General features: G+C 59.9%; 22 protein-coding genes and 2 pseudogenes. 15 read left to right on the plus strand and 9 right to left on the minus strand.

Annotation, left to right across the window (positions count from 1 at the left end; translation table 11 throughout):
* From ABIN98_RS19590 to ABIN98_RS19605, 4 genes are all read right to left on the minus strand, one after another.
* Positions 1 to 840 carry an ABC transporter permease gene (locus tag ABIN98_RS19590; protein WP_346912252.1) on the minus strand — a complete coding sequence of 280 codons (840 nt, stop codon included), beginning with the start codon at positions 838 to 840 and terminating at the stop codon, positions 1 to 3.
* Positions 840 to 1,808: an ABC transporter permease gene (locus tag ABIN98_RS19595; RefSeq protein WP_346912254.1), complete on the minus strand. Its 969-nt coding sequence runs from the start codon at positions 1,806 to 1,808 to the stop codon at positions 840 to 842. Before ABIN98_RS19595 ends, ABIN98_RS19590 begins: the two co-directional genes overlap by 1 nt.
* Before the next feature lie 71 nt (positions 1,809 to 1,879).
* Positions 1,880 to 3,430, minus strand: coding sequence for an ABC transporter substrate-binding protein (locus ABIN98_RS19600; RefSeq protein WP_346912256.1), 1,551 nt, complete (start codon positions 3,428 to 3,430; stop codon positions 1,880 to 1,882).
* 87 nt (positions 3,431 to 3,517) lie between these two features.
* Positions 3,518 to 4,291 carry a class II aldolase/adducin family protein gene (locus ABIN98_RS19605; RefSeq protein WP_346912258.1) on the minus strand — a complete coding sequence of 258 codons (774 nt, stop codon included), beginning with the start codon at positions 4,289 to 4,291 and terminating at the stop codon, positions 3,518 to 3,520.
* 401 nt (positions 4,292 to 4,692) lie between these two features.
* Here ABIN98_RS19605 and ABIN98_RS19610 point away from each other — a divergent pair, with 401 nt between their 5' ends.
* The gene (locus ABIN98_RS19610) at positions 4,693 to 5,355 is read left to right on the plus strand and encodes a GntR family transcriptional regulator (RefSeq protein ID WP_346912260.1); all 663 of its coding nucleotides are present in this window, start codon (positions 4,693 to 4,695) and stop codon (positions 5,353 to 5,355) included.
* A gap of 24 nt (positions 5,356 to 5,379) precedes the next feature.
* Here the strand turns inward: ABIN98_RS19610 and ABIN98_RS19615 are convergent, their stop codons facing one another.
* From ABIN98_RS19615 to ABIN98_RS19630, 4 genes are all read right to left on the minus strand, one after another.
* Positions 5,380 to 6,660 carry a TRAP transporter large permease gene (locus tag ABIN98_RS19615; RefSeq protein ID WP_346912262.1) on the minus strand — a complete coding sequence of 427 codons (1,281 nt, stop codon included), beginning with the start codon at positions 6,658 to 6,660 and terminating at the stop codon, positions 5,380 to 5,382.
* Positions 6,661 to 6,663: 3 nt separating this feature from the next.
* The gene (locus ABIN98_RS19620) at positions 6,664 to 7,185 is read right to left on the minus strand and encodes a TRAP transporter small permease (protein ID WP_346912264.1); all 522 of its coding nucleotides are present in this window, start codon (positions 7,183 to 7,185) and stop codon (positions 6,664 to 6,666) included.
* A 92-nt stretch (positions 7,186 to 7,277) separates the two neighbouring features.
* Entirely contained in the window at positions 7,278 to 8,282 is a 1,005-nt protein-coding gene (locus ABIN98_RS19625) for a C4-dicarboxylate TRAP transporter substrate-binding protein (protein WP_346912266.1), read from the minus strand.
* 65 nt (positions 8,283 to 8,347) lie between these two features.
* Positions 8,348 to 9,058 carry a GntR family transcriptional regulator gene (locus ABIN98_RS19630; protein ID WP_346912268.1) on the minus strand — a complete coding sequence of 237 codons (711 nt, stop codon included), beginning with the start codon at positions 9,056 to 9,058 and terminating at the stop codon, positions 8,348 to 8,350.
* Positions 9,059 to 9,189: 131 nt separating this feature from the next.
* Between ABIN98_RS19630 and uxuA the strand changes: the two genes are divergently transcribed.
* The 3 genes from uxuA (at position 9,190) to ABIN98_RS19645 (ending at position 12,883) form a co-directional block, all read left to right on the plus strand.
* Positions 9,190 to 10,407 carry a mannonate dehydratase gene (uxuA, locus tag ABIN98_RS19635; protein WP_346912270.1) on the plus strand — a complete coding sequence of 406 codons (1,218 nt, stop codon included), beginning with the start codon at positions 9,190 to 9,192 and terminating at the stop codon, positions 10,405 to 10,407.
* Between the two features lie 325 nt (positions 10,408 to 10,732).
* Complete coding sequence (locus tag ABIN98_RS19640) at positions 10,733 to 11,806, plus strand: ABC transporter substrate-binding protein (RefSeq protein ID WP_346912272.1); 1,074 nt, start codon at positions 10,733 to 10,735, stop codon at positions 11,804 to 11,806.
* Between the two features lie 162 nt (positions 11,807 to 11,968).
* Positions 11,969 to 12,883 carry a branched-chain amino acid ABC transporter permease gene (locus ABIN98_RS19645; protein WP_346912274.1) on the plus strand — a complete coding sequence of 305 codons (915 nt, stop codon included), beginning with the start codon at positions 11,969 to 11,971 and terminating at the stop codon, positions 12,881 to 12,883.
* Here ABIN98_RS19645 and ABIN98_RS19650 read toward each other — a convergent pair.
* Positions 12,875 to 13,030, minus strand: coding sequence for a hypothetical protein (locus ABIN98_RS19650; RefSeq protein ID WP_346912276.1), 156 nt, complete (start codon positions 13,028 to 13,030; stop codon positions 12,875 to 12,877). The genes ABIN98_RS19645 and ABIN98_RS19650 overlap by 9 nt on opposite strands.
* Before the next feature lie 52 nt (positions 13,031 to 13,082).
* On the opposite strand from ABIN98_RS19650, the gene ABIN98_RS19655 reads away from it, so the two are divergent.
* The 11 genes and pseudogenes from ABIN98_RS19655 to boxC all read left to right on the plus strand — a co-directional run.
* Positions 13,083 to 13,259, plus strand: coding sequence for a hypothetical protein (locus ABIN98_RS19655; RefSeq protein ID WP_346912278.1), 177 nt, complete (start codon positions 13,083 to 13,085; stop codon positions 13,257 to 13,259).
* A 53-nt stretch (positions 13,260 to 13,312) separates the two neighbouring features.
* Positions 13,313 to 13,813 (plus strand): branched-chain amino acid ABC transporter permease, encoded by a 501-nt coding sequence (locus ABIN98_RS19660; RefSeq protein ID WP_394701565.1) that lies wholly within the window; start codon positions 13,313 to 13,315, stop codon positions 13,811 to 13,813.
* Entirely contained in the window at positions 13,806 to 14,552 is a 747-nt protein-coding gene (locus ABIN98_RS19665) for an ABC transporter ATP-binding protein (RefSeq protein ID WP_346912282.1), read from the plus strand. The genes ABIN98_RS19660 and ABIN98_RS19665 overlap by 8 nt, the downstream gene beginning before the upstream one ends.
* Positions 14,545 to 15,264 carry an ABC transporter ATP-binding protein gene (locus tag ABIN98_RS19670; RefSeq protein ID WP_346912284.1) on the plus strand — a complete coding sequence of 240 codons (720 nt, stop codon included), beginning with the start codon at positions 14,545 to 14,547 and terminating at the stop codon, positions 15,262 to 15,264. Before ABIN98_RS19665 ends, ABIN98_RS19670 begins: the two co-directional genes overlap by 8 nt.
* Positions 15,265 to 15,365: 101 nt before the next feature.
* Positions 15,366 to 15,833 carry a DUF4863 family protein gene (locus ABIN98_RS19675; RefSeq protein ID WP_346912286.1) on the plus strand — a complete coding sequence of 156 codons (468 nt, stop codon included), beginning with the start codon at positions 15,366 to 15,368 and terminating at the stop codon, positions 15,831 to 15,833.
* An 86-nt stretch (positions 15,834 to 15,919) separates the two neighbouring features.
* A complete protein-coding gene (locus tag ABIN98_RS19680; protein ID WP_346912288.1) occupies positions 15,920 to 17,470 on the plus strand; it encodes a benzoate-CoA ligase family protein in 1,551 nt (516 codons plus the stop codon).
* Positions 17,463 to 18,291: pseudogene (locus ABIN98_RS19685) on the plus strand (alpha/beta fold hydrolase). Before ABIN98_RS19680 ends, ABIN98_RS19685 begins: the two are co-directional and overlap by 8 nt.
* A gap of 126 nt (positions 18,292 to 18,417) precedes the next feature.
* On the plus strand, positions 18,418 to 19,149 hold the full coding sequence (locus tag ABIN98_RS19690; RefSeq protein ID WP_346912290.1) for an aldehyde dehydrogenase family protein: 732 nt from the start codon (positions 18,418 to 18,420) through the stop codon (positions 19,147 to 19,149).
* Positions 19,146 to 19,955, plus strand: a complete 810-nt coding sequence (locus ABIN98_RS19695) for an aldehyde dehydrogenase family protein (RefSeq protein WP_346912292.1) — start codon at positions 19,146 to 19,148, stop codon at positions 19,953 to 19,955. The genes ABIN98_RS19690 and ABIN98_RS19695 overlap by 4 nt, the downstream gene beginning before the upstream one ends.
* The gene (locus ABIN98_RS19700) at positions 19,952 to 20,323 is read left to right on the plus strand and encodes a DUF309 domain-containing protein (protein WP_346912294.1); all 372 of its coding nucleotides are present in this window, start codon (positions 19,952 to 19,954) and stop codon (positions 20,321 to 20,323) included. Before ABIN98_RS19695 ends, ABIN98_RS19700 begins: the two co-directional genes overlap by 4 nt.
* A 162-nt stretch (positions 20,324 to 20,485) precedes the next feature.
* A pseudogene (gene boxC / locus ABIN98_RS19705) lies at positions 20,486 to 22,129 on the plus strand (2,3-epoxybenzoyl-CoA dihydrolase); the annotation flags it as partial.
* Between the last annotated feature and the right edge of the window lie 79 nt (positions 22,130 to 22,208).

Here is a 22,208-nt window from a genome sequence, read left to right on the forward strand (position 1 = left end):
CTATTTCCCCTTTCTCGACAAACGCGGGTTCAGGGCGTCATTGAGACCTTCGCCAATGAGGTTGAGCGCAAGCACCGTCATCAGGATTGCGAACCCGGGGAAGAAGGAAAGCCACCAGGCCTGGCGGATCACCGTGCGCGCCGCCCCGATCATGTAGCCCCAGGACATGAGGTTCGGGTCTCCCAATCCGAGGAAGGAGAGGGAGGATTCCAGCAGGATGGCGGTCGCCACCATGAGGGAGGCAAGCACGATGATGGGAGACAGCGTATTGGGCAGGATCTGGCGCCAGATGATGGTGCTGTTCTTCTGGCCCGACAGGATCGCCGCCTCGACATATTCGCGCGAGCGCAGGGAGAGCACCTCGCCGCGGACGAGACGGGCGACCGGCGGCCAACTGACGATGGCGATCGCCCCGATGATTGACTGGACGCTCGGTTCGAATATGGCGACGAGCACGATTGCCAGCGCAAAATTCGGCACTGTCTGGAAGAATTCGGTGAACCGCATCAGGGCGTCATCGACAATGCCGCCGAAGTAGCCGGCCAGTGCGCCGATCGGAATGCCGATCAGCAGGGACACCACTGTAGAGACCAGCCCGATGAGCAGGGAGACCTGGGCGCCATAGGCGAGACCGGCAAGCACATTTCGTCCAAGCGTGTCGGTGCCGAGCGGCAGGGCTTCCATGGTCAGTGGCGGCAGGAACGGACGCTGCACCATCTTCCAGGGAGACTGGGGGAACAGGACCGGGGCGAGGACTGCGATCGCCATCACCAGTAGCAGAATAGCCAGCCCGACCACGGCGCCGCGGTTGCGTTTGAAACGTTTCCAGAAGTCCCGCATCACGATGCCCTGATTCTGGGATCAACGACCCGGTAGAGGATGTCGGTGATCAGGTTGAAGAGGAGCACCATGGCGGCGGAAACGAAGAAGACGCCGAGCAGGACGTTGTAGTCGCGCTGGGCGAGGGCTTCGAACATCAGCCGTCCGATCCCGGGCCAGGCGAACACCGTTTCCGTCAGGACCGCGCCGCCGACAAGCTGGCCTGCCTGCAGGCCCGCGAGCGTGACCACGGGAAGCATGGCATTGCGGAAGATGTGCCGCCACTGAATGATGCCGGGCTTCAGGCCCTTGGCGCGTGCGGTCTTGACGAAATCGAGTGTGGAGACCTCAAGCATCGATGCGCGGGTCATGCGCATGTAGACCGCCATGAAGAACAGGCCGAGGGTCAAGGCGGGCAGGATCAGGTGTTCGCCGATATCGAGGACACGGGCAAAGCCGGTGTAGCCGCCGCCGACTGTTTCGTATCCGAAGCCGGGCAGCCAGTTCAGTTCGACGGAAAAGAGCAGAACCGCCATCAGTGCCGCCCAGTAGAGCGGTGTGGCGTAGAAGAGCAGGGCAATAGTGGAGATGATCGTATCGGACCACTTGCCGACGCGGGCGGAGGCAAGCACGCCGGCGAGAACGCCCAGGACGAGCGAAATCACGAAGGCGGTGATCGTCAGAAGTAGCGTCGCCGGAAGCCGGTCCAGGATCAGATCGGCCACGGGCATCTGCTGCCGGTAGGAAAAGCCCAGGTCCAGCTGTACGACGCCGCTCAGATAAATCCCGAGCTGGGTCAGGAGCGGTTTGTCGAGGCCGAACTGTTCCCTGAGCTGGTTGAGGAAGATCTCGTCAGCGGCCCCGGCCTCGCCGGCCATTACGGCGGCGGGATCGCCGGGGGCGGCGTGGATCAGGAAAAAGTTCAAGGTGACGATGGCTATCAGGATGATCGCCGCCTTGACCAATCGCAGGGCGATGAAGCGCAGCATCGGGCCTCTGGTGTATTATTATTGTTGGGAAATCCCGCGCGGATACCGGATGGACCCGCGCGGGATGGATCTTACTTTTCGATGTAAGCGTCGCGGAAGCCGTCGTTGATACCGATGGCGGTGGTCACGAGGTCCTTGACGTTGCAGCGGTAGATGGTCGGAAAGCCGAGTTCCAGAAGCCATGCGACCGGAACGTCGTTGGTCAGGATCTGCTGGGCCTCGGTGTAGAGCTTCTGGCGCTCTTCCTTGGTGACCGCAACAGCTGCCTTTTCGAACAGTTCGTCGATCTTCGGGTTCTCATATCCCTCGACATTGTTCCAGGGCGAGCCCTTGCCAATGTTGGAGGAGATGTAAGTCCGGGCGACGCCGAGAGCCGGATCGCCGTACTGGTAGAGATAGGTGAAGGCGAGATCGTAATCCCATTCACTGATCTTCTGGTTCCAGCCGGCGACGTCGGTCGCAACCATTTCGACGCTGATGCCGACTTCTTCCAGGTTCTGCTTGATAGCTTCCGCCCAGCGCTGCCAGGTCTCTCCGTAGGGCAGGGGCAGCAGACGCACCGGCGTGCCGTCGTAGCCCATTTCCTTCAGGAGTTCCTTGGCCTTTTCCGGATTGTAGTCGTAATGGTTCACGTCATCGGTGTAGAACCGCGTGGACGAGGATACCGGGCTCTGGGCAACGGCGCCGAGGCCGTTCCACAGGGCATCCTTGGCGAATTCGCGATCCATGGCGTACATAACCGCCTGGCGGAACCGGACATCAGCGGTCGGACCTTCCCGGTTGTTCAGCCACAGCCAGGACAGCGGACCGATGAATTCCCAGCCCTTGTCGGTGATGCAGCTGTTTTCCAGATTGGCGAGACGGCTGACGTCGAAGTTCTCGACAGAGCCGCCCGGCAGAACATCAACAACGCCGGTTTCATAGGCCACGGCACGGGAAGATGCGTCGGGAATGATGTGCCAGTAGATCTCGTCCAGATAGGGAAGACCGTCGACGTAATAGTCTTCGTTCTTCTTGAGCAGGATATGAGAGCCCTTGACCCATTCGACGAACTTGAACGGTCCGGTCCCGATCGGGTGATTGTTGGCCGGATTGGCCTTGTAGTCGGTGCCTTCATAGATGTGCTTCGGAACGATCGGCATGGTGCCGCCTTCGAAGATTCCGATGAAAGGGCCGAACGGGTTCTTCAACTTGAAGACAACAGTGTTTTCATCGGGAGCGGTGATCGATTCCACATGTTCCAGCGACGTACGCAGACGGGCATGGGTCTCGCGCAGGAAGACGTCTGCGGAAAAGACCACGTCAGCTGAGGAGAAGGGCTCGCCGTCGTGCCATTTCACGTTGTCGAAGAGGTGGAAGGTGTAGGTCAGGCCGTCGTCGGAGATTTCCCAGGACTTTGCCAGCTGCGGCATCGGCTCCAGGTTTTCGTCGTAGCGCAACAGGCTTTCGTAGATGTTGCCTGCAACCATCTGGGTCGGACCGTTCTGCACCAGGCCCAGCATCAGGCTGGGCGGTTCCGGCTGGATGACGACGTTTGCACGTCCGCCTGAAACCGGTTCGGCATGGGCCGTACCGGCGGCCACGATCAAGGTCGCGGCCAAACTGGTCAGTTTCTTCAGCATATTCGATTTCCCCTCGTTGACCGGCGCACGGATCTTGTCTCTTATCACGCCGTTTGCTGATGGATTGGGAGGTGTTGGACCTGCTGGTCAGTTCACCAGGTCCGGGTAATGCTTGATTGCGAGACGCTGGAAGGCGTCCCACTGAGGATCCGGTTTGTTGCCGGAATGCTGTTTGTCCCAGCCTTCGTATTGCTGGGCCGTCTTTTCCGCGAGCTCCGCGTCGAGTTTCTTCGGCGTCCCGCCTGAGGACATGATCGCCAGCTGGGCCTTGCAGGCACGCTCCAGGTTGAACATCAGCGCAAAGGCTTCGCCGACGGTGCGGCCGCAGGTCAGCAATCCGTGGTTCCGGAGCACCATGACATTGCGATCCCCGAGGTCGGCGACCAGTCTTTCGCGTTCGGCGAGATCAAGTGCGATGCCTTCATAGTCGTGGAATGCGGTGCGATTGTAAAACTGCAGGGACCACTGGTTCAGCGGCAGTATGCCTTCTTCCATCGAGGAAATGGCGACACCGGCTACCGTATGGGTATGCAGGACGCAGTGGACCTCCGGGCGCGCCGCATGAACAGCGCTGTGGATGGTAAAGCCGGCCTTGTTGATCCCGGCGCCGTGGGTATCGCGCAGGATGTTGCCGTCGACATCGACCGTTGCCAGGCTACTGGCAGTGACTTCATCAAAACGCAGACCATAAGGGTTGATCAGGAAAGCGTTCTCGCCTTCGCCCTCTGGTGCCTTGGCGGAAATATGGGTGAAGATGCTGTCGTCCATCTTGAAGTGGGCGATCAGCCTGTAGGCAGCAGCAAGGTCGATGCGCTCCACTGGCTGGTCGGTGGACGATGGGATCGCTGAGATCTGAGTCATTGCCTTCTTGCCCCGATGCCGCTGTTGGGCGGCGTCCTGTTCGTTGAGCGGTCCGAACCATAGAATCCGCTTCCGTATAATTACGTGCTACGCAAACATGCGAGCGTGCTTGTGTCAATTGTCGACAATAATCAATTTTTGAGCAAGGATAGGGGCAAATAACCAGCGGTTTGGGCGCGATTGCATGCGCATTGGGCAGGCTAATGCTTGCCAAATAGGTCGGATGAGCGGAGCGCCATAGCTGGAAAACGACGCGTTTCGTGGTATCGGGACCAGTCGGATGGTTCGGTTATACGGAGTGAAGAAGAAGGGCGGCAATCATTATCGACCTGCCGCTTTGACGAACAACAAGGCCAGTCGCGCGGACTTTTTGTGCGATTGAGACAAGGTGTCCACAGGGGATGTTTTCAGCACTTGAGACAACGGATCTCGTCCAGCAGATCGCGAGACAGATCATCAATGCGGTCGCGGATGGGCAACTGAAGCCGGGAGAACGGCTGACGGAATTGCGGCTATCCAAGGAATTCGGGACGAGCCGGGCCCCGGTACGGGAAGCGCTAAGGCTGCTGGAAAGCCAGGGACTTGTCGTTTCCAGTCCGCGACGCGGGTTTTTCGTGCGGACGCTTACATCCGATGACCTCCGGGATATCTATGAATTGCGCATCGGAATGGAAATCCATGCGGCCGATCTGGCGCTGCAGCGGATCAGCGACCGTGAGTTCGGATTGCTGAGGGCCCAGGCGGACAAGCTTTACGAACTCGCCGAGGAAGGGTCGATCGGGGAGCAGATCTTTGCTGATTTTACCTTCCATCGCATGCTGTGCGCTTTCGGGGGAAATGCCCGGCTTTTGAAGGTCTACGACGATCTTGCCGTCGAAATGCGCGCCGGCATCACGCTGATCGGCAAGCTCTATGACGATCCCCACAAGATAGCCGAGACCCACGAGCCTATTCTGGAGGCCCTGAAGAACAAGGACCGGGCGAAATTACGCGAAGCCCTGCGCTATCATATTGGTGTGGCCCGGGACGAAGTCGTGAAACTGTTCAAGGACATGGGCGCCTGACCTGGAACGGCGGGAAGAAGCGGATCATCCGAACATCAGATTCGGCAAAAACAGCACGAGGCCGGGCACGAACAGCAACAGGACGATCAGTGCGAAGATGGCCATGAAAAATGGCAGGGATTCCTTGATGTATTCCTCCAGCGGCGTATCGAGCATGCCGCAGACCGTGTACATGGCGACCCCGACAGGCGGGGTCATCGAGCCAAGGGTCACAATGGTCATCATCAGGATGCCGAAATGGACCGGGTCGAAGCCCACTTTCTCGATCACGGGCACGAAGATCGGGGTCAGCAGTAGGACCAGGATCGTGCTTTCGAAAAACAGCCCTGCAATAAACAGGCTGATCAGGATGACCCCGACGATCACATCCGGACTGGTCAGAGACCCGAGAAGGGTGCCGGCGATCTGCTGCGGTACCTGAAGGAAGATGATGGCGAAGCCGATCATGCCGCTCATCAGGATAATCAGCATGATCAGGCCGATATCCGACAGGGCCTGGTTGAAGGCACGCCTGATTGCGGCAAGGTCGAGCACCTTGTGGGCAAGCCAGCCGACGAAAATGGCATAGACGACGGCAAAGGCGCCGACCTCGGACGGTGTGAAGAGGCCTCCTCTGATCGAGACAATCAGCAATACTGGAAACAGCAGCGCCCATTTGGCGTCCCAGGCGGCAACGGCGAGTGCTTTCGGCGTCGGCTTTACGCTGTCCTTGACCACGTAGTTGCGCTTGCGGGCGACCACGTAGGCGGCAATCATCAAGAAGGCCATCATCAGCAGGCCGGGCACGATGCCGGCCATGAACAGGCGGCCGATCGAGACCTGCCCGACATAGCCGTAAAGGATCAGGCCGATACTGGGTGGGATCGTGGAGGTGATCAGGGAACTCAGCGCGATGACGGCGCTGGAATAGCCGCGGGAATAGCCTTGGCTGATCATCTGAGGCCCGAGGACGCGGGCCTCCATGGCCGCATCGGCGACGGCCGAGCCGGAAACGCCACCCATCAGTGTGGACAGGATGATGGAGACCTGGGCGAGCCCGCCTGCCATCCAGGCAACTGCGACGTGCGCGAATTTGAAAAGGCGATCGGTGATACCGCTTTCGTTCATCAGGTGCCCGGCGAGGACGAAGAACGGAACGGCGAGCAGCGGAAAGCTCTGGGAGACCGTTGCGATCTTCTGAACGCCGATGGAAACCGGCATGATGTCGGAGGTCAGGAAGAAGGTGAAACCGGCCAGGCCTATGGCGAAGGCGACCGGGGCGCCCAGAATCAGCAGCACGAAAAAGACGAGGGTGATCGCCAGCATGGTTCAGATGTCCTCGATCTCACCGGCTTCGACCGGGCTCATGGCGCGGGAGTAGATGTAGCGGCCGTCAGTGATCCGTCCACGCCAGGCCTCGATCAGGTTCGAAATCATCGAGCCGAGGAGGAGGAGGCAGCCGGCGGGAACCGCGATGGTCACCCAGGCGTAGGAGAGGCCTGAATCGCCGAACAGACGTTCCTTGTTTAGCATCGTCAGCTTGTAGCCTTCCCAGGCGAGAACCAGGAAGAACGCGGCGAACAGCAGCGACATGAGCGTTTCGAGAACGAGACGCATTCCGGGCGGCAGGAGCCGGGTCAGAAAATCGACGCCGAGGTGAGATCGTTCGCGCATAGCCTTGGCGGCACCGAAAAAGCAGAGCCATATGAACAGGAGCTGCGCGAGATCCACCGACCAGATCAGCGGATATCCGACAAAGCGCATCACGGCGGCGATGAAGACCAGAACCGTGATGACGGCAAGCAGGACGCAGCCGGCAATGATTTCGAGTTTGGCGAATATTCTGGACATAGTTGCTCAGCCCGGCAGCTGTTAGCGTAAATCGGGTGATGGGGACGGAGTGTGCGTGCTCCGTCCCTGTTTGGAATAGTGTGCAGGAAAATTCAGTTCGCAGCCATTGCCCGCAGCGTATCGCGAAGTTCGCCATAGCCGAGATCATCGTAGACGGTTGCGGTGGCTTCCTTAAACGGCGTGACGTCTACTTCGCGGACGGAAATGCCTTTGTCCTTGAGTTTCTGCTCGATGGACGCAAGCGAATCCTGCGTACCGTAGGATGCGACATCGCCGGCCTTCAGGGATTCCTCGCGCAGGATCTTCTGCAGATCCGGAGGCAGGGTGTCGAACCAAGGGCCGGATGTGACGAGACCCGTGATCAGGTTGATGTGTCCCGTCTTGGTGATGTGGGTGATCACTTCATCCAGTTTGGCGCCGACGATGGCAGGGAACTGGGCTTCTGCGCCGTCGATCACATGGGAAGAGAGCGCGGAATAGACCTCGCCCCAAGGCATCGGCGTCGGGGTGGCGCCCATGGCGCTGATCGTTCCGGTCCAGACCGGCGCGCCCGGCGTGCGCATGCGGATGCCGGAGAGATCGGCGGGGGTGTTGATTTCCTTCTGGGTCAGGAGATGACGCTCACCTTGCCACCAGTTGAAGGACAGGACCTGAAGATTGCCGTTGTCATGCAGCTTCGTCACCCAGTCTTCGAACATGTCCGATGTGACGACCTTGCGGATGCCGTCATAGCCGGATGCCAGGAACGGGGCCCCCAGGACGCCGAATTCATGTTGGAAAACGGCGAGGCGCCCGCCGTCCACGACCACGGCGACCGGTGCGCCGGCGCGGGCCTGTTCCAGCACATCCTCGTCCGGGCCGAGTTGCGAATTCGGGAACAGCTTGACCTCAAGTCGGCCCCCGGAGGCTTCAGCGACGTTTTTCTGCAGGGCCTCAAGGCCCTTATAGAGCGGATCGGTGGTTGCCAGCGCCGTGTTGACGGACAGTGTGTAGTCGGCGGCCAGGGCCTGGCCTGCAAACAGTACGGTGCCGGTCAGGATGGCGGTCGCGCCAAGCGCTTTGAGTGTCGACCTCCGGGTCGTCTTCCGATTCAGCATGAGTTCCTCCCTTTTGCTGAGACACGGCGGGTTTGGACTGTCCGGATTGACGCCCCTGTCCCGCTTTATTTGTTTCCAGGTCGCGCATCCTCGAAGAATTCCGGCTTGCTCTCGGCAATGGCCGGCAGATCATTGAGAATTTCTCTAAGATGCGTTCGCACAGCTTGTTCGGCAGCATTGGCATCGGCAGCGGTGATTGCGCTGGCGATAGCCGCATGCTGTTCAACCAGTTTGTCCATGGGAAAACGTCGGGTACTCAGGTGGCGTACCCGGTCCATCTGCGCCTTGACGCTTTCGATGACATCCCACGCGTAGACCTTGCCTGCGGCTTCGGCCAGGGTCCGGTGAAACAGTTCGTCCAATTCGATGAAGCGAACGGAGTCGCCGGTCTTGGCGGCGCGGGCCTGCTCTTTCATTTGCCGGCGTAGTTCCGCGTCGAGGCCAGCGACTTTTCCGGCGGCCAGCTCCTTGGCGATATCCGCCTCAATGGCTTCTCGAACAAAGCGGGCATCCATCACGGCAGACTTTGCGATTTTGCGGACGAAGGTGCCGCGCTGGGGGCGGACTTCCACAAGGCCTTCTTCGGCCAGTTTGATGAAGGCTTCGCGTACCGGCTGACGGCTGACGGCATATTCCGCCGCGATTTCCGACTCTGAAATCCGGGTGCCCGGCTCGAGGTCGTTGCGAATGATCCGTTGTCTCAGGATTCGATAGAGCTGCGGGCCGACTGCGGCCGCGACATCCAGAATGCGCTGAGACTGTTGTTGGAAAGCCATCTCGAATATTTCCTCCACGGATTTGGTATCACCATACTTCCATACTAGTCAACAGGTGAAAACATTGCTAAAAACCGATGGGCCGCGGAACCGGCTCAAAAACAACCACGCGCGGCAGGGGAGACGGAACTATGAGGCAGACCTGGCGCTGGTTCGGGCCGCAAGATCTGGTCACGATCGACGACATGTTGCAGGCCGGAGCGGAAGGTGTGGTAACCGCCCTTCACCATGCGCCGGTCGGCGCCTTGTGGACCGCCCAGGAGATCGTCCGGCGACAGGAAGAGTTGTCTCTCACCAGGGCAGGGAATCCATCGGGGCTGAAGTGGCAGGTGGTCGAAAGCCTCCCGGTCTCCGAAGACATCAAGAAGCAGAAGGGCGATTGGCGTGAGCACCTTGAAAACTACAAGGTCAGCCTCAGGCATATCGCAGAAGCCGGCATAGACGTGGTGTGCTACAATTTCATGCCTGTCCTTGACTGGACGCGAACGGATCTGCGCTGGAAATTGCCCACCGGCGCAACATGCATGCGGTTCAATTATGCCGATTTCGCTGCCTTCGATCTTTTCATTCTGAAGAGGTCCGGCGCCGAAAAGGACTATCCCGAAGAGACAGTGGACGCCGCCAAAGACCGGCATTGTGCGATGAATGACGATCAACGTGCCGCGCTAGCCAGGAATGTGGTTTTCGGTCTCCCCGGTGCGGCGGAGGGTTTTTCCCTTGACGATATCCGTATGCACCTTGCCGAATATGAAGCTGTATCCGAGGATCGGCTGAGGTCCAATTTCATCGATTTTCTGGGGGAAGTGGTGCCGTTTGCCGAGGAGCTCGGTCTCCGGCTTTGCTGCCATCCGGACGATCCACCCTTCGGTCTGCTGGGTTTGCCACGGGTCATGTCGACGGAAAATGACTACCGGACAATCATGGATGCGGTGCGGTCACCGGCCAACGGCATCACGCTGTGTACCGGCTCGCTCGGAGCAAGACCCGATAACGACCTGCCGGGCATGATCGACCGGCTCGGCGAAAGGATCCACTTTCTGCACCTTCGAAACGTGAAACGGGAAACAGGAACCGTTCGCGGCTCGTTTCATGAGGCAGATCATCTCGATGGGGATACCGATATGGTCGCGGTCATTGCTGCAGTCCTGCGGGAAGAGCGCAGGCGCAAGGCGGACGGTCGGGTGGACTGGTCAATCCCCATGCGTCCTGACCACGGACTGGACATTCTGGATGACCTCGAACGTCATGCCCAGCCGGGCTATCCGGCAATCGGACGTCTCAAGGGGCTTGCCGAACTGCGCGGCATCATTACGGCACTGTCCCACCCGGTCGAGGGGCTCTTGGCTTAATTGGCTGCCGATGTCGGATTCAGGGCCGATTAAACGCTTCACTTTCAAAGACCTGTACGGATAGGATCAACGTGTCGTCCGAATGTCTGAGCTAGCGTCCTCGGCGGCTTGCGGCAGGTGGCTCATTGCCCCCTCCGGAGACAGCTTCCTGTCTTTCTCCCGTTATGACTAAAATATGCAACATATTGCTTGAATCGTCGCGTGCGATGTGTATTAAATTGCAAAATTCGGAAGAGGGAAGGCTCTGTAGGAAATATAATACATAAAATTTGGTGCGGCCGCGAACAGATGAATAGCGTGCCGCTTTTTTCTGGGAGGAGAAAACATGAAGAACCATCTGATGGCCGCGCTCATGGCGTGCGCATCGGCGGCTTTTGTCGCGAATACCGCTCAGGCTGCCGACATCAAGATCGGCCTGCTTCTGCCGAAGAGCGGCCCATATGCCGCGCTCGGCAAGGAAATTGAAGACGGTTTCACCATGGCCCTTGAAGAGGGTGGGAAGTCCGAAGAATTCAAGATCGTATCCGAAGACAGTGAAGCCAAGCCGCAAACCGGCGTGGCCAAGGCGCGCAAGCTCGTGCTTCAGGACGAGGTGGATGCCATGGTTGGCATCGTGTCCTCGGCTGTTCTGGGTGCTGTCCGCGACTTCGTGGATGGCTCGAAAGTGCCGCTGGTCGTGGCCAACGCCGGTAATGATCAGGCGACGGGCGAGAACTGCAGCCGCTATATCACCCGTGTATCGTTCTCGAACGGTCAGGTGAACCGCCCGATGGGCGAGTGGATGGCTCGGATCGGTATCAAGAAGGTCTATACGATGGCGCCGGACTATGCGGCCGGTCATCAGATGATCGATACCTTTTCTGAAGCCTTTAAAGCTGCAGGCGGTGAGATCGTCGGCTCCGAGTATACGCCTTTCGGCAAGACCCAGGATTTCGGTCCCTACCTGACCAAGGCAAAGGCCGCATCTCCGGACGCGATCTACGTCTTCTATGCCGGCAAGGAAGCGATCACCTTCGTCAAGCAGTATGATTCCTTCGGGCTGAAGAAGGACATTCCGCTTTACGGCTCCGGCTTCCTGACGTCTCCGCTTTATGTTGCGGCCGAAGGTCCGGCAGCAATCGGTGTGACGACGGCACTGCATTACGTTCCGACCATCAACACGCCGGAAAACAAGGCATTCGTCGAAGCCTTCAAAGCCAAGTTCGACCGTGCGCCGTCCGAATATGCCGTCCAGGGCTATGACGCCGGCCCGCGTGCTTGTCGAAGCGGTCAATGCGGGGGCAACCGACCGGGAATCGATCACGGAACAGCTGTCCAAGGTGTCCTATTCGGGTCCGCGCGGTCCGCTGACCATCGATCCGGCCACCAACAATGTCGTGCAGAACATCTACGTCTATGAAACCGTCGCCGATGGTGACGGCCTGACACAGAAGATGATCGGCACCATCGGTCTGGTGCGTGACCCGGCCAACGGCTGCACGCTGAAGTAAGACAAACACCGGTCTGGCGCGGTCATCCGCGCCGGACCCTGTCCATAAGATATTCGGTGGGAGGGGCGACTATGGTCGCGGATGCCGACTTCTGGCTGACGCAGTTCCTCAATGGAATGCAGCTGTCCATGCTGCTGTTTCTGCTTTCGATCGGTCTGACGATCATTTTCGGTCTCATGCATTTCGTCAATCTGGCCCATGGCGCGCTCTACATGGTGGGCGCCTATGTCGGGGTCAGTGCGGCGGCTTCCCTTGGCAACTTCTGGCTGGCGCTGATCGCAGCGCCTCTGGCCGTCACGCTTGTCGGGATCGTTCTTTATGTCGCCGTCATTCGCCGCATGCGCAGGGCGGGGCCGATGAACCAGGTTCTGGTGACCTTTGGCCTAATCTTTGTCCTGGTGGATCTTGTGCGCATTCTGTGGGGCGATATTGCGCTTGGTATGGAACAGCCGGCGATCCTGTCCGGTCCTGCCGAGATTTTCGGGGTTACTTACCCGGCTTATCGGCTGTTCATCATCGCCGTCGGACTTGTGGTCCTGGTTGCACTCAGTCTTGTGCTGTCTCGCACCCAGATCGGTGCCATGGTTCGTGCCGGTGTCGAAAATGATGCCATGGCGTCCTGCCTCGGGATCAACGTCGAACGTCTGTTCTTCGCGGTCTTCTGTGTCGGCTGCGCGCTGGCCGGGCTTGCAGGCGCCGTGGCCGCGCCGGTTTTCTCGGCTACACCTTCCATGGCGACAGACATTCTCATTCCCACGCTGATCGTGGTGGTGATCGGCGGGCTCGGCAGCCTGGGTGGTGCCATCGTCGGATCGCTGATCATTGGCTTCATCCAGACATTTGGTGCCGTGGTTCTGCCAGGATTTGCGTCCGTACTCGTCTATGTGCTGCTCGCAATCGTCCTCATTGCCAAGCCGGCCGGTCTGTTGCCGGCCCAGGAGCTAGTGCATGTTTTATCAGACGCCCTCTCAAGTCGGTCACGGTGATCTGTGATCCTTGCCGCGCTGGCTTTGTACGCGATCCTCGGTGGTTATTTCGCCGGTGAAATCGTCGTGGAGATCGCTGTTCTTGCGATCCTTGCCATCAGCCTGGACTTCGTTGCCGGCTACGGCGGGATGGTTTCGCTCTGTCACGGAGCCATCCGCCGGGATCGGCGCCTACACCTTTGCAGGCCTTACGGCGCTGATGGGTTTCGACGGCTTTACCGCGACGATCGCCGCGCTTGTTATCGCGATGGCATTCGGCCTTCTGGTCGGCGCCGTGACCGCCAACATCTCGGGAATCTTCTTCATCATGGCGACACTCGCCCTTTGGACAGATGGCCTATGTGGTCGTCTTCGAGTGGAAGGCGCTTGGGGGTGACGACGGACTGTCGGGGGTCTCGCGCTACGACCTCTCCGGGATCGGTCCTCAACATGAACGGTTCCATTCAGTTCGCACTGTTCTGCCTGTCGCTGGTGCTGATCGTCTACGCGGTGGCAGCCTATGTGCTGCGCAGCAGCTTCGGCCGGACGCTGATCGGTATTCATTCCAACGAAGACAGGATGCGGGCCCTCGGTCTCAGTGTCTGGAAGCACAAGGCGGCAGCATTTGCCTTTTCCTCGCTTCTCGCCGGCGTGGCCGGTGTTCTCGCGGCCCAGCATACGATGTTCGTTTCGCCGGAGCTGCTGGTGTGGACCGTATCGGGCGAAGTTCTCATCATTGTCATTCTCGGCGGGTTGGGAACGCTTGCCGGTCCGATTGCGGGTGCTGCGCTGCTGGTCTTCCTGAAACATCAGGTGAGCGAATACACCGAGCATTGGCATCTGGTGATCGGGCTGTTCCTGATTGCGGCCGTCATGGCCGGCGGGCGCGGTGTCTACGGTCAGATCGAGCATGTTCTCCAGCGGAAGTCCCGGAGGAGCGCAAATGCTTGAGGTGCGCGATCTTTGCAAGAACTTCGGCGGTCTGCGCGTTTCGCGCAACATCCACATGCGCCTTGAAAAAGGCGAGCGACGGGTGGTTCTTGGACCCAATGGTGCGGGAAAGACCACGTTGTTCAACCTGCTTGCGGGCACTCTGCCGCCGACATCCGGCGAGATCCTGCTCGACGGCACCCGCATCACCAATCTGAATGTGGAACAGCGCGCCCGGCGCGGCCTGTCGCGCAGCTACCAGAAGAACAACCTGTTCGAAGGGCTGACCGTCGGCGAAAACCTTGCGCTTGCCGCCGCAACGGCGGAAGGCCGGACTTTTTCCTGTTTCTCCCGTGCCCATGAGAGTCGGGCTATCCGGGAAACGGTCGAGGAAGTCGCCGAAATGGTCGGTCTCAGCGACCGGCTCGAACTCGGTGTCGCGCATGCCTCTTACGGCAACCGGCGGCAACTGGAGGTCGGATTGGCACTCGCGACGAAACCGAAACTCCTGTTGATGGATGAGCCGACATCTGGGGTCGGCCCCGGTATGATCGACGCCTTTCACAAGCTGATCGCCACGCTGCCGCGGGAACTGACCATCGTCATCATCGAGCACGATCTCGATCTCGGTTTCGATGTGGCCGACCAGATCACTGTCCTGAACTACGGCGAGGTGGTTTTCGAAGGGACGCCCGAAGAAACAAAGGGAAGCGACGTGGTCAGGGAAATCTATCTCGGCGATTGGCAGGGCGATGCTTGAGGTTCGCGATCTTCACGCCGGTTACGGCGAGACTCAGGTCATTCACGGTGTCGATCTTGCCGTCGATGAAGGGCGGTTTCATGCCATTCTGGGGCGGAACGGCGTCGGCAAGACGACAACGCTGAAAACCATCGTCGGCCTTTTGCCGACTTTCAGTGGTGAGGTCCTGTTTGACGGCACGTCGGTTTCCCGGAGCCGTCCATTCGATATCGCCCGCATGGGCATCGCTTATGTTCCCGAAACACGTGACGTGTTCGGATCGCTGTCGGTTCTGGAGAACCTGAAGCTTGCCGCCCGGCTTGCAGCCGGATCGGACTGCAAGTGGACGGTGGAACGTGTGTTCGACTTCTTCCCGAACCTGGCGAGCCGGCGCGACAATGGCGGCAATCAGCTGTCCGGCGGTGAGCAGCAGATGCTGGCCATCGGCCGCGCGCTGGTCATGAACCCGAAACTGCTCATCCTTGACGAACCGACCGAAGGGCTGGCGCCCATCGTCGTCCGGCAGATCTTCGACAAGCTGCAGGACCTCAAGGGGGAGGGCATGACCATGCTGCTGGTCGAGCAGAATTTCCATTTCGCCACAAGGCTTGCCGATACGGCCAGTGTTTTCGGGCGCGGCATGTGCGTGTGGAGCGGGACTTGTGAAGCGCTTCGGGCGGATGACGAAACTGCATCGACAGTGGCTCGGCGTTTGAGGAAATTTGGCTTTTAAAAAGTGAAATATATTGCTTAATTTTGGCGTGTTATGTATTATTATGCATAATACGCGGAGGGCGGATCACGACGCGCTGTCGGCAAAAGGAGGAGGACGGAATGTCTCAGCAGCAGTTTCTGGACACGATATCGACGATTGCCGAAAGCATCGGCGACCGGCCGCTCGATGACTCGTTGGCATCCTATCTCAATTCGGAGTTTCCGACCGACGGAGAGACGTTCGGCGCGCTGAAATCGCTGTGCGCGGAAGGTGAGGCGGATGGCTGGCTGATGGCCCGCGAGGCGGGGGGCATCAAGTTCGGACGGGCGGTGAAACCTGGTGCGGAAGCCCGGAATTTCAGCGTCGACGTGGTGCGGATGAAGGACGTCAAGGGTCCTCATCATGTTCATACGACGGGCGAGATCGGGGCTGTGATGCCGATTTCCGGTTCGCCGAAGTTCGATGACTTTCCCGAGGGCTGGTATGTCTACGGACCGGGGTCCGATCACCATCCCACTGTCACGGGAGGCGACGCCTATGTCCTCTATCTGCTCCCGGACGGCGCAATCGAGTTTACCGGCCGATAGGCTATCCATTTTGCCCGCTTCCTGACGGACGGTCGGGCGCGATGATGCATCAGCGCGCAGGAGGAGACGCGCGCGAGGGAGGACCCATGACGACCACGAACGAGAATGCCGCTGTCTACTTTGTGGACCGGCATGCCGATGAGGCCTATAGCGACAAGGCGGCCTTCATCGAAAGCGAAACCGGGGTGAAGATCAGCTACGCGGATCTGGCGCACGAAACGGGACGGATGGCCGACCTTTACGAGCGCCACGGCATCCGCCGGGAAGAGCGTGTGGCCATGCTGGTCCTCGACTGTATTGCCTTTCCGGTCATCTTCTGGGGCAGCCTGAAGGCCGGCGTCGTTCCAGTGCCGCTGAACACCCTGCTCGGATCGGATGTCTACGAGACGATCCTGAAAGACAGCCGGGCGCGGGCGCTGTTCGTGTCCGCCCAGCTCTTGCCGGTGATCGAACCGGTTCTGGCCGATTGCCCCTGCCTGGAACGCGTATTCGTTATCGGCGGTTCAGATGGCGGAGACCATCTCTCCTTTCGGGAAGAACTCTCGGCGAGTTCGTTCCGCGAACCGATCGATGTTTCGTCGGATGAATGTGCTTTCTGGCTCTATTCCTCCGGGTCGACAGGTCAGCCCAAGGGCGTGCGCCACGTTCACGGCAATCTGAAATTCACCGCGGACACCTATGGCAATCAGGTGCTCGGCATCGAGCATGACGACATTGTCTATTCCGTCGCCAAGCTGTTCTTCGCCTATGGCCTTGGCAACGCGATGACGTTTCCTATGTCCGTCGGGGCGACAACGGTGCTGCTGGATGCGCGTCCGACGCCGGACTCCGTCTGCAAGGTCCTGGACACCTATCAGCCGACAGTGTTCTGCGGCGTTCCCACGCTCTATGCCGCGATGGTGGCGCATATCGACAGCGGCCAGGGGAGCATTACCGCGCCGTTGCGCCGGTGTATTTCCGCAGGCGAAGCACTGCCGGAAAAAGTCGGCTCCCGTTGGCGCGAACTGACCGGTTGCGACATCCTCGACGGCGTCGGCTCAACGGAAATGCTGCACATTTTCCTGTCCAATCGGCCGGGCGACGTCGTCTATGGAACGTCCGGCGTTGCCGTTCCGGGATATGACATCCGGGTTGTCGACGAAAACGGCGAGGACGTTGGCACGGGCGGGATCGGCGAGTTGCTGGTCAAGGGGGCGTCTTCGGCCGCCGACTACTGGAACCAGCGGGAAAAAAGCCGGTCCACCTTTGAAGGCGCGTGGACCCGGACCGGGGACAAATACGAGGTGACCGAGAGCGGGCGGCTGGTCTACTGCGGCCGGACGGACGACATGTTCAAGGTCAGCGGCATCTGGGTTGCGCCGTTCGAAATCGAACAGGCGCTGGTCTCGCATCCGGCGGTTCTGGAAGCGGCTGTGGTGGCGGCGAGGGACGAAGAGGGGCTGGAGAAGCCCAAGGCCTTTGTCGTCCTGAAAAACGGTTTCACCGGCGATCATTTGCCTGAAGAGCTCAAGGATATCGTCAAGGAACACATCGGTAAATGGAAGTATCCCCGTTGGGTGGAGGTCGTTCCCGATCTGCCGAAGACCGCGACCGGCAAGATCCAGCGCTTCAAGCTGCGGGATGATTACCATGCCTGAGTTCGAATGGCGCGAGGGCGTTGCATCCACGATCGCTGTGAACGGTCAAACGCTGGAGGCGGTCTGTTACGGTCCGTCGCCGGACGAAGCGCCGACCATTGTCCTGCTTCATGAAGGCCTCGGCTGCCTGGCCCTGTGGCGCGACTTCCCGAAGAAGCTGGCGGAAGCGACGGGCTTCGGGGGTCTTCGCGTGGTCCCGTGGCGGTTACGGGCAATCCGATCCGGTCGATCTGCCGCGGCCGCTCGACTACATGACTCGTGAGGCCGTGGATGTTCTGCCGGGGGTGCTCGATATCATCGGGTTCAAACACGGTGTCCTGGTCGGCCACAGCGACGGTGCGTCGATTGCGGCGATCTATGCGGGCAGCGTGGAGGATCATCGGGTCCGCGGGCTGGTGCTGATGGCGCCGCATTTCTTTACCGAGGAAGGCGGTCTGAAATCCATCGCCGAGGCGAAGGTCGCCTATGAGACCGGTGATCTGCGCGCCAGGCTCGCGAAGTACCACAAGGACGTCGACAACGCCTTTCGCGGCTGGAACGATGCCTGGCTCGATCCCGGGTTCAAGTCCTGGAACATTGCCGAGGCAATCGACTATCTGCGCATCCCGGTGCTCGCTATCCAGGGCGCCGACGATCAATACGGCACGCTGGCGCAGATTACGGAAATCGAAGACCGGATCTATTCGCCGGTCGATGTCGAAATCCTGGCCGACTGCAAGCATTCGCCTTTCCTCGAACAGCCTGAAAAAACCCTGGCGGCGATCTGCGAATTCTGCGCGCGCCTCGAACGCATCGAAACCGTGGAGGTCGAGATTGCATGAAGCTCGAAAGCCTGATTTCCGGGAAATGGACTGCAGGAGCTGCGGACGGGCGTCCGCTGGTCAATCCGGTCACCGGCGAGACCGGTCGCGTACGCAGATGCGAGCGGGCTGGACCTGGTAGGCGCGATGGACTTCGCCCGGGAAAGGGGCGGCAGTGCCCTGCGGGTTATGAGCTTTGCCGAACGCGGTGCGTTGCTCAAGGCGGTGGCCGATGTACTGACCGAGAACCGCGCCAAGTACGAGGAAATCGCCCGGATCAACAGTGGCAACACAAAGGTTGATGCTTCCATTGATATCGATGGCGGTATCGGGACGCTGAAATACTATTCCCGCATCGGCAAATCCTTGGCGATGCGACAATGGTCCTCGAGGCCGGTCAGGATCAGCTGGCCAAGGACCCTGTGTTTTTCTCCCGGCATTTGTGGACCTCGCGGCCGGGTGTCGCGTTGCAGATCAACGCGTTCAACTTCCCCTCCTGGGCATGTGGGAAAAGATTGCGGCTGCGACGATTGCCGGCGTGCCGAGCATGGCCAAGCCGGCAACGGCGACAGCCTGGCTGTCCACGAGATGATGCGCGACGTCGATGCGGCCAATGTGGTTCCGGAAGGCGTGTTCAGTCTGGTCTGCGGCAATGGCGAAGGCCTGCTGGATGCCTGGGGGCGATGGATTCCGTCGCCTTTACCGGGTTCCGCCGATACCGGGTCCACGATCCGCTCGCATCCTGTCGTTCTCAAGAGTGGCGCACGGGTGACGATCGAGGCGGACAGTGTCAATGCCACGATCCTCGGGCCGGATGTCGCTCCGGGCGATCCTTTGTTCGACCTTGCGGTGCGCGAGGTGGCAAGGCGCTGTCGGTGAAGGCCGGTCAGCTGTGCACCAATATCCGCCGCATCCTTGTGCCCAAAAACCAACTCGAAGCGTTTTCCGAAGCGGTCGTCGCGGCGGTTTCCCGTTTCCCGGTCGGAGATCCGGCCGATGATGCGGTTCGCGTCGGTCCTCTGGTCAACAAGCGGCAGCAGCAGGACGCGCTGGACGGAATTGCCCGGCTTGGCAGCGAGGCGCGGGTCCTGACCGGCGGTGCCGTTCCGGCAGCCCTTGACGGGGCAGGGGCCTTTGTCGCGCCGACATTGCTCGCGTGTTCCGATCCGCACGGTGCGGAGCTTGTGCATTCGGTCGAGGTTTTCGGGCCCTGCGCAACGGTCGTGCCCTATGACGGGGTTGCGGACGGGTTGAAAATCGCAGCCAAGGGTGGTGGTTCCTTGGCACTGAGCCTGTTCTCCAACGATACCGACGCCCGGATGCAGACAGCGGTAACGCTTGGCCCCTGGCACGGGCGGATCATGATGGTCGATGAAGAAACCGGCCGCAATCACACCGGCCATTCGATCGTCATGCCGCAATGTGTGCACGGTGGACCCGGACGGGCCGGTGGCGGTGAGGAACTGGGCGGCCTGCGCGCCTACGGCTGCACATGCAGCGCAGCGCGATCCAGGCATCGCCGACTGCCTTTGGCGTTCTTGCGGAGCGTGCCGCGGAAGCGGCGCTGTAGCCTGCGATGGCGGCGGAGGCGTTTCCCCTGCCGGATTACCGGCACATTCCAGGCCGGAACGTCCGGCCGGCAGATGGGACCTTCGACGCGATCAAGGCGCGCGCGCCTGCGGTGACGTCTTCGGCAAACGCCGCTGAAAACATGGCATGGCGTTACGGGGGCCGGCTTTTGAACGAAGGCTACTTCTGGGAGGCGCATGAGGTGCTGGAGCAGGTCTGGCTCAATGCGGCGCCCAACAGCCGGGAACGGTGCCTTGTTCAGGCGGTTATCCAGCTGGCCAATGGCTGGTTGAAGGACGCCATGGGCCAACCCAGGGCGCGGCTTCGGATAGCGGATCTGTGCCGGGCGGCGTTCGAAGAGGCCTTTCCGGAAGGCCGGAGCACAAGCCTGATGGGGTTGGAGAAAGATAGCGCGCTGCGGGCTGCCGCGACTCTGGCGAATGGCAATGGGTTCGCGTGCCTTGAAATCGAATATGAAATATAATGCAGAACGGATAAAATTTCCGGTTATGTAAATAAGTATCTGAAAATAAACAAGTAATATATGCACTAAAATTCGCATTATGGCGTTGCGTTTCAATCGAAGAGCACTATAATGCATATTGCTTGGACGGAGCGGGAGTGAACAAGTGACCAAACGTATCGATTTTCAAACAGACCTTCGCGTTACCGGCACTGGCGTGTCGAGTACGACGGTCCGGTGGCGACGCTCTACATGGACGTCGATGAAAAGGGCGGATTGTTCGACGGCTATGAGTTGAAGCTCAACTCATACGATCTCGGGGTCGATATCGAACTGGCCGACGTCGTTCAGCGTATGCGGTTCGAGCATCCGGAAGTGGCTTCCGTGGTGCTCCGCTCGGGCAAGCCCAATGTCTTCTGCGCCGGCGCGAACATCCGCATGCTCGGCGGTGCCGCCCATGCGCACAAGGTCAACTTCTGCAAGTTCACCAATGAAACGCCAACACCTTCGAGGCGGCAGGTGCCGAATCCGGCCAGCATTATATCGCCGCCGTCAAGGGTGCCTGCGCCGGCGGTGGCTACGAGTTGGCGCTCGCCTGCGACCGCATCATCATGACCGACGACGGCTCCACGACTGTGGCTCTGCCGGAAGTGCCGCTTCTGGCCGTTCTTCCGGGCACCGGCGGCCTGACCCGGGTGACCGACAAGCGCAAGGTGCGCCGGGACCTGGCGGACGTGTTCTGTTCCACCGAGGAAGGTGTGAAGGGTCGCCGTGCGGTCGACTGGCGCCTGGTGGATGAAGTCGTGCCCAATTCCAAGTTCGACGAAAAAGTCGCGGAACGGGCGAAGGAAATCGCCGGCGAAGAGTCTCGCAATGCAGGCGCCAAGGGCATTCAACTGACCCCGCTCGATCGCCGTTTCGAAGACGACGGCTCGGTCAACTATTCGCTGGTCGAGGTCCATGTCGATCGGGAAAAGGGCATTGCCACGATCATGATCACCGGCCCGGATGGCGATGCCCCGGCTTCGGTCGATGCACTGCATGAGCAGGCGCGTCCGCCTGGATCCTCCGCCTGGCGCGGGAGCTGGACGATGCCATTCTGCATCTGCGTCTCAACGAACTTGAGAATCGGCGTGGTCGTGTTCAAGTCCCAGGGCGATCCGGCACGGGTTGTCGAGCACGAGAAGTTCCTGCTCGACAACAAGGACAGTGACTGGCTGTCCCGCGAGATCCTGCTTTACTGGAAGCGCGTGCTGAAGCGGATCGACCTGACGTCGCGCTCGCTCGTGGCGATGATCGAAAATGGCTCTGCTTTGCCGGTTTCCTGGCAGAAATCCTGTTTGCCTGCGACCGCAGCTACATGATGGAAGGCGATTTCGAAGGCGACAATCGTCCCGTTGCGACCATCACGCTGACGGAAGGTAATTTCGGCCCCTATCCGATGTCTAACGATCTGTCCCGGCTGGAGACCCGGTTCCTCGGTGAGCCGGAGCGTGTCGACGCTGCGCGTGAGCATATCGGCGAAGCGCTGGAAGCGTTCGATGCGAACGATCTCGGACTGGTGACCTTCGCCTATGACGATGTCGACTGGGAAGACGAGGTCCGCATCTTCCTGGAGGAGCGGGCAAGCTTCTCGCCGGATGCGATGACCGGCATGGAAGCCAATCTGCGATTTGCCGGTCCGGAAACCATGGAGACCCGGATTTTCGGCCGCCTGACCGCTTGGCAGAACTGGATTTTCCAGCGCCCGAATGCGGTCGGTGAGAACGGTGCCCTGCAGCGTTACGGCACCGTGTTCGGGGTGAATACGACATGCGCCGGGTCTGATCGTCCGGCTGGAGGAATTTCAAGGGAGACACCGAAATGCTTGATCTGATTAATGTCAGCTACGATACGCAGATACCCA

The organism is uncultured Roseibium sp., assembly GCF_963675095.2.
Lineage (GTDB): Bacteria > Pseudomonadota > Alphaproteobacteria > Rhizobiales > Stappiaceae > Roseibium.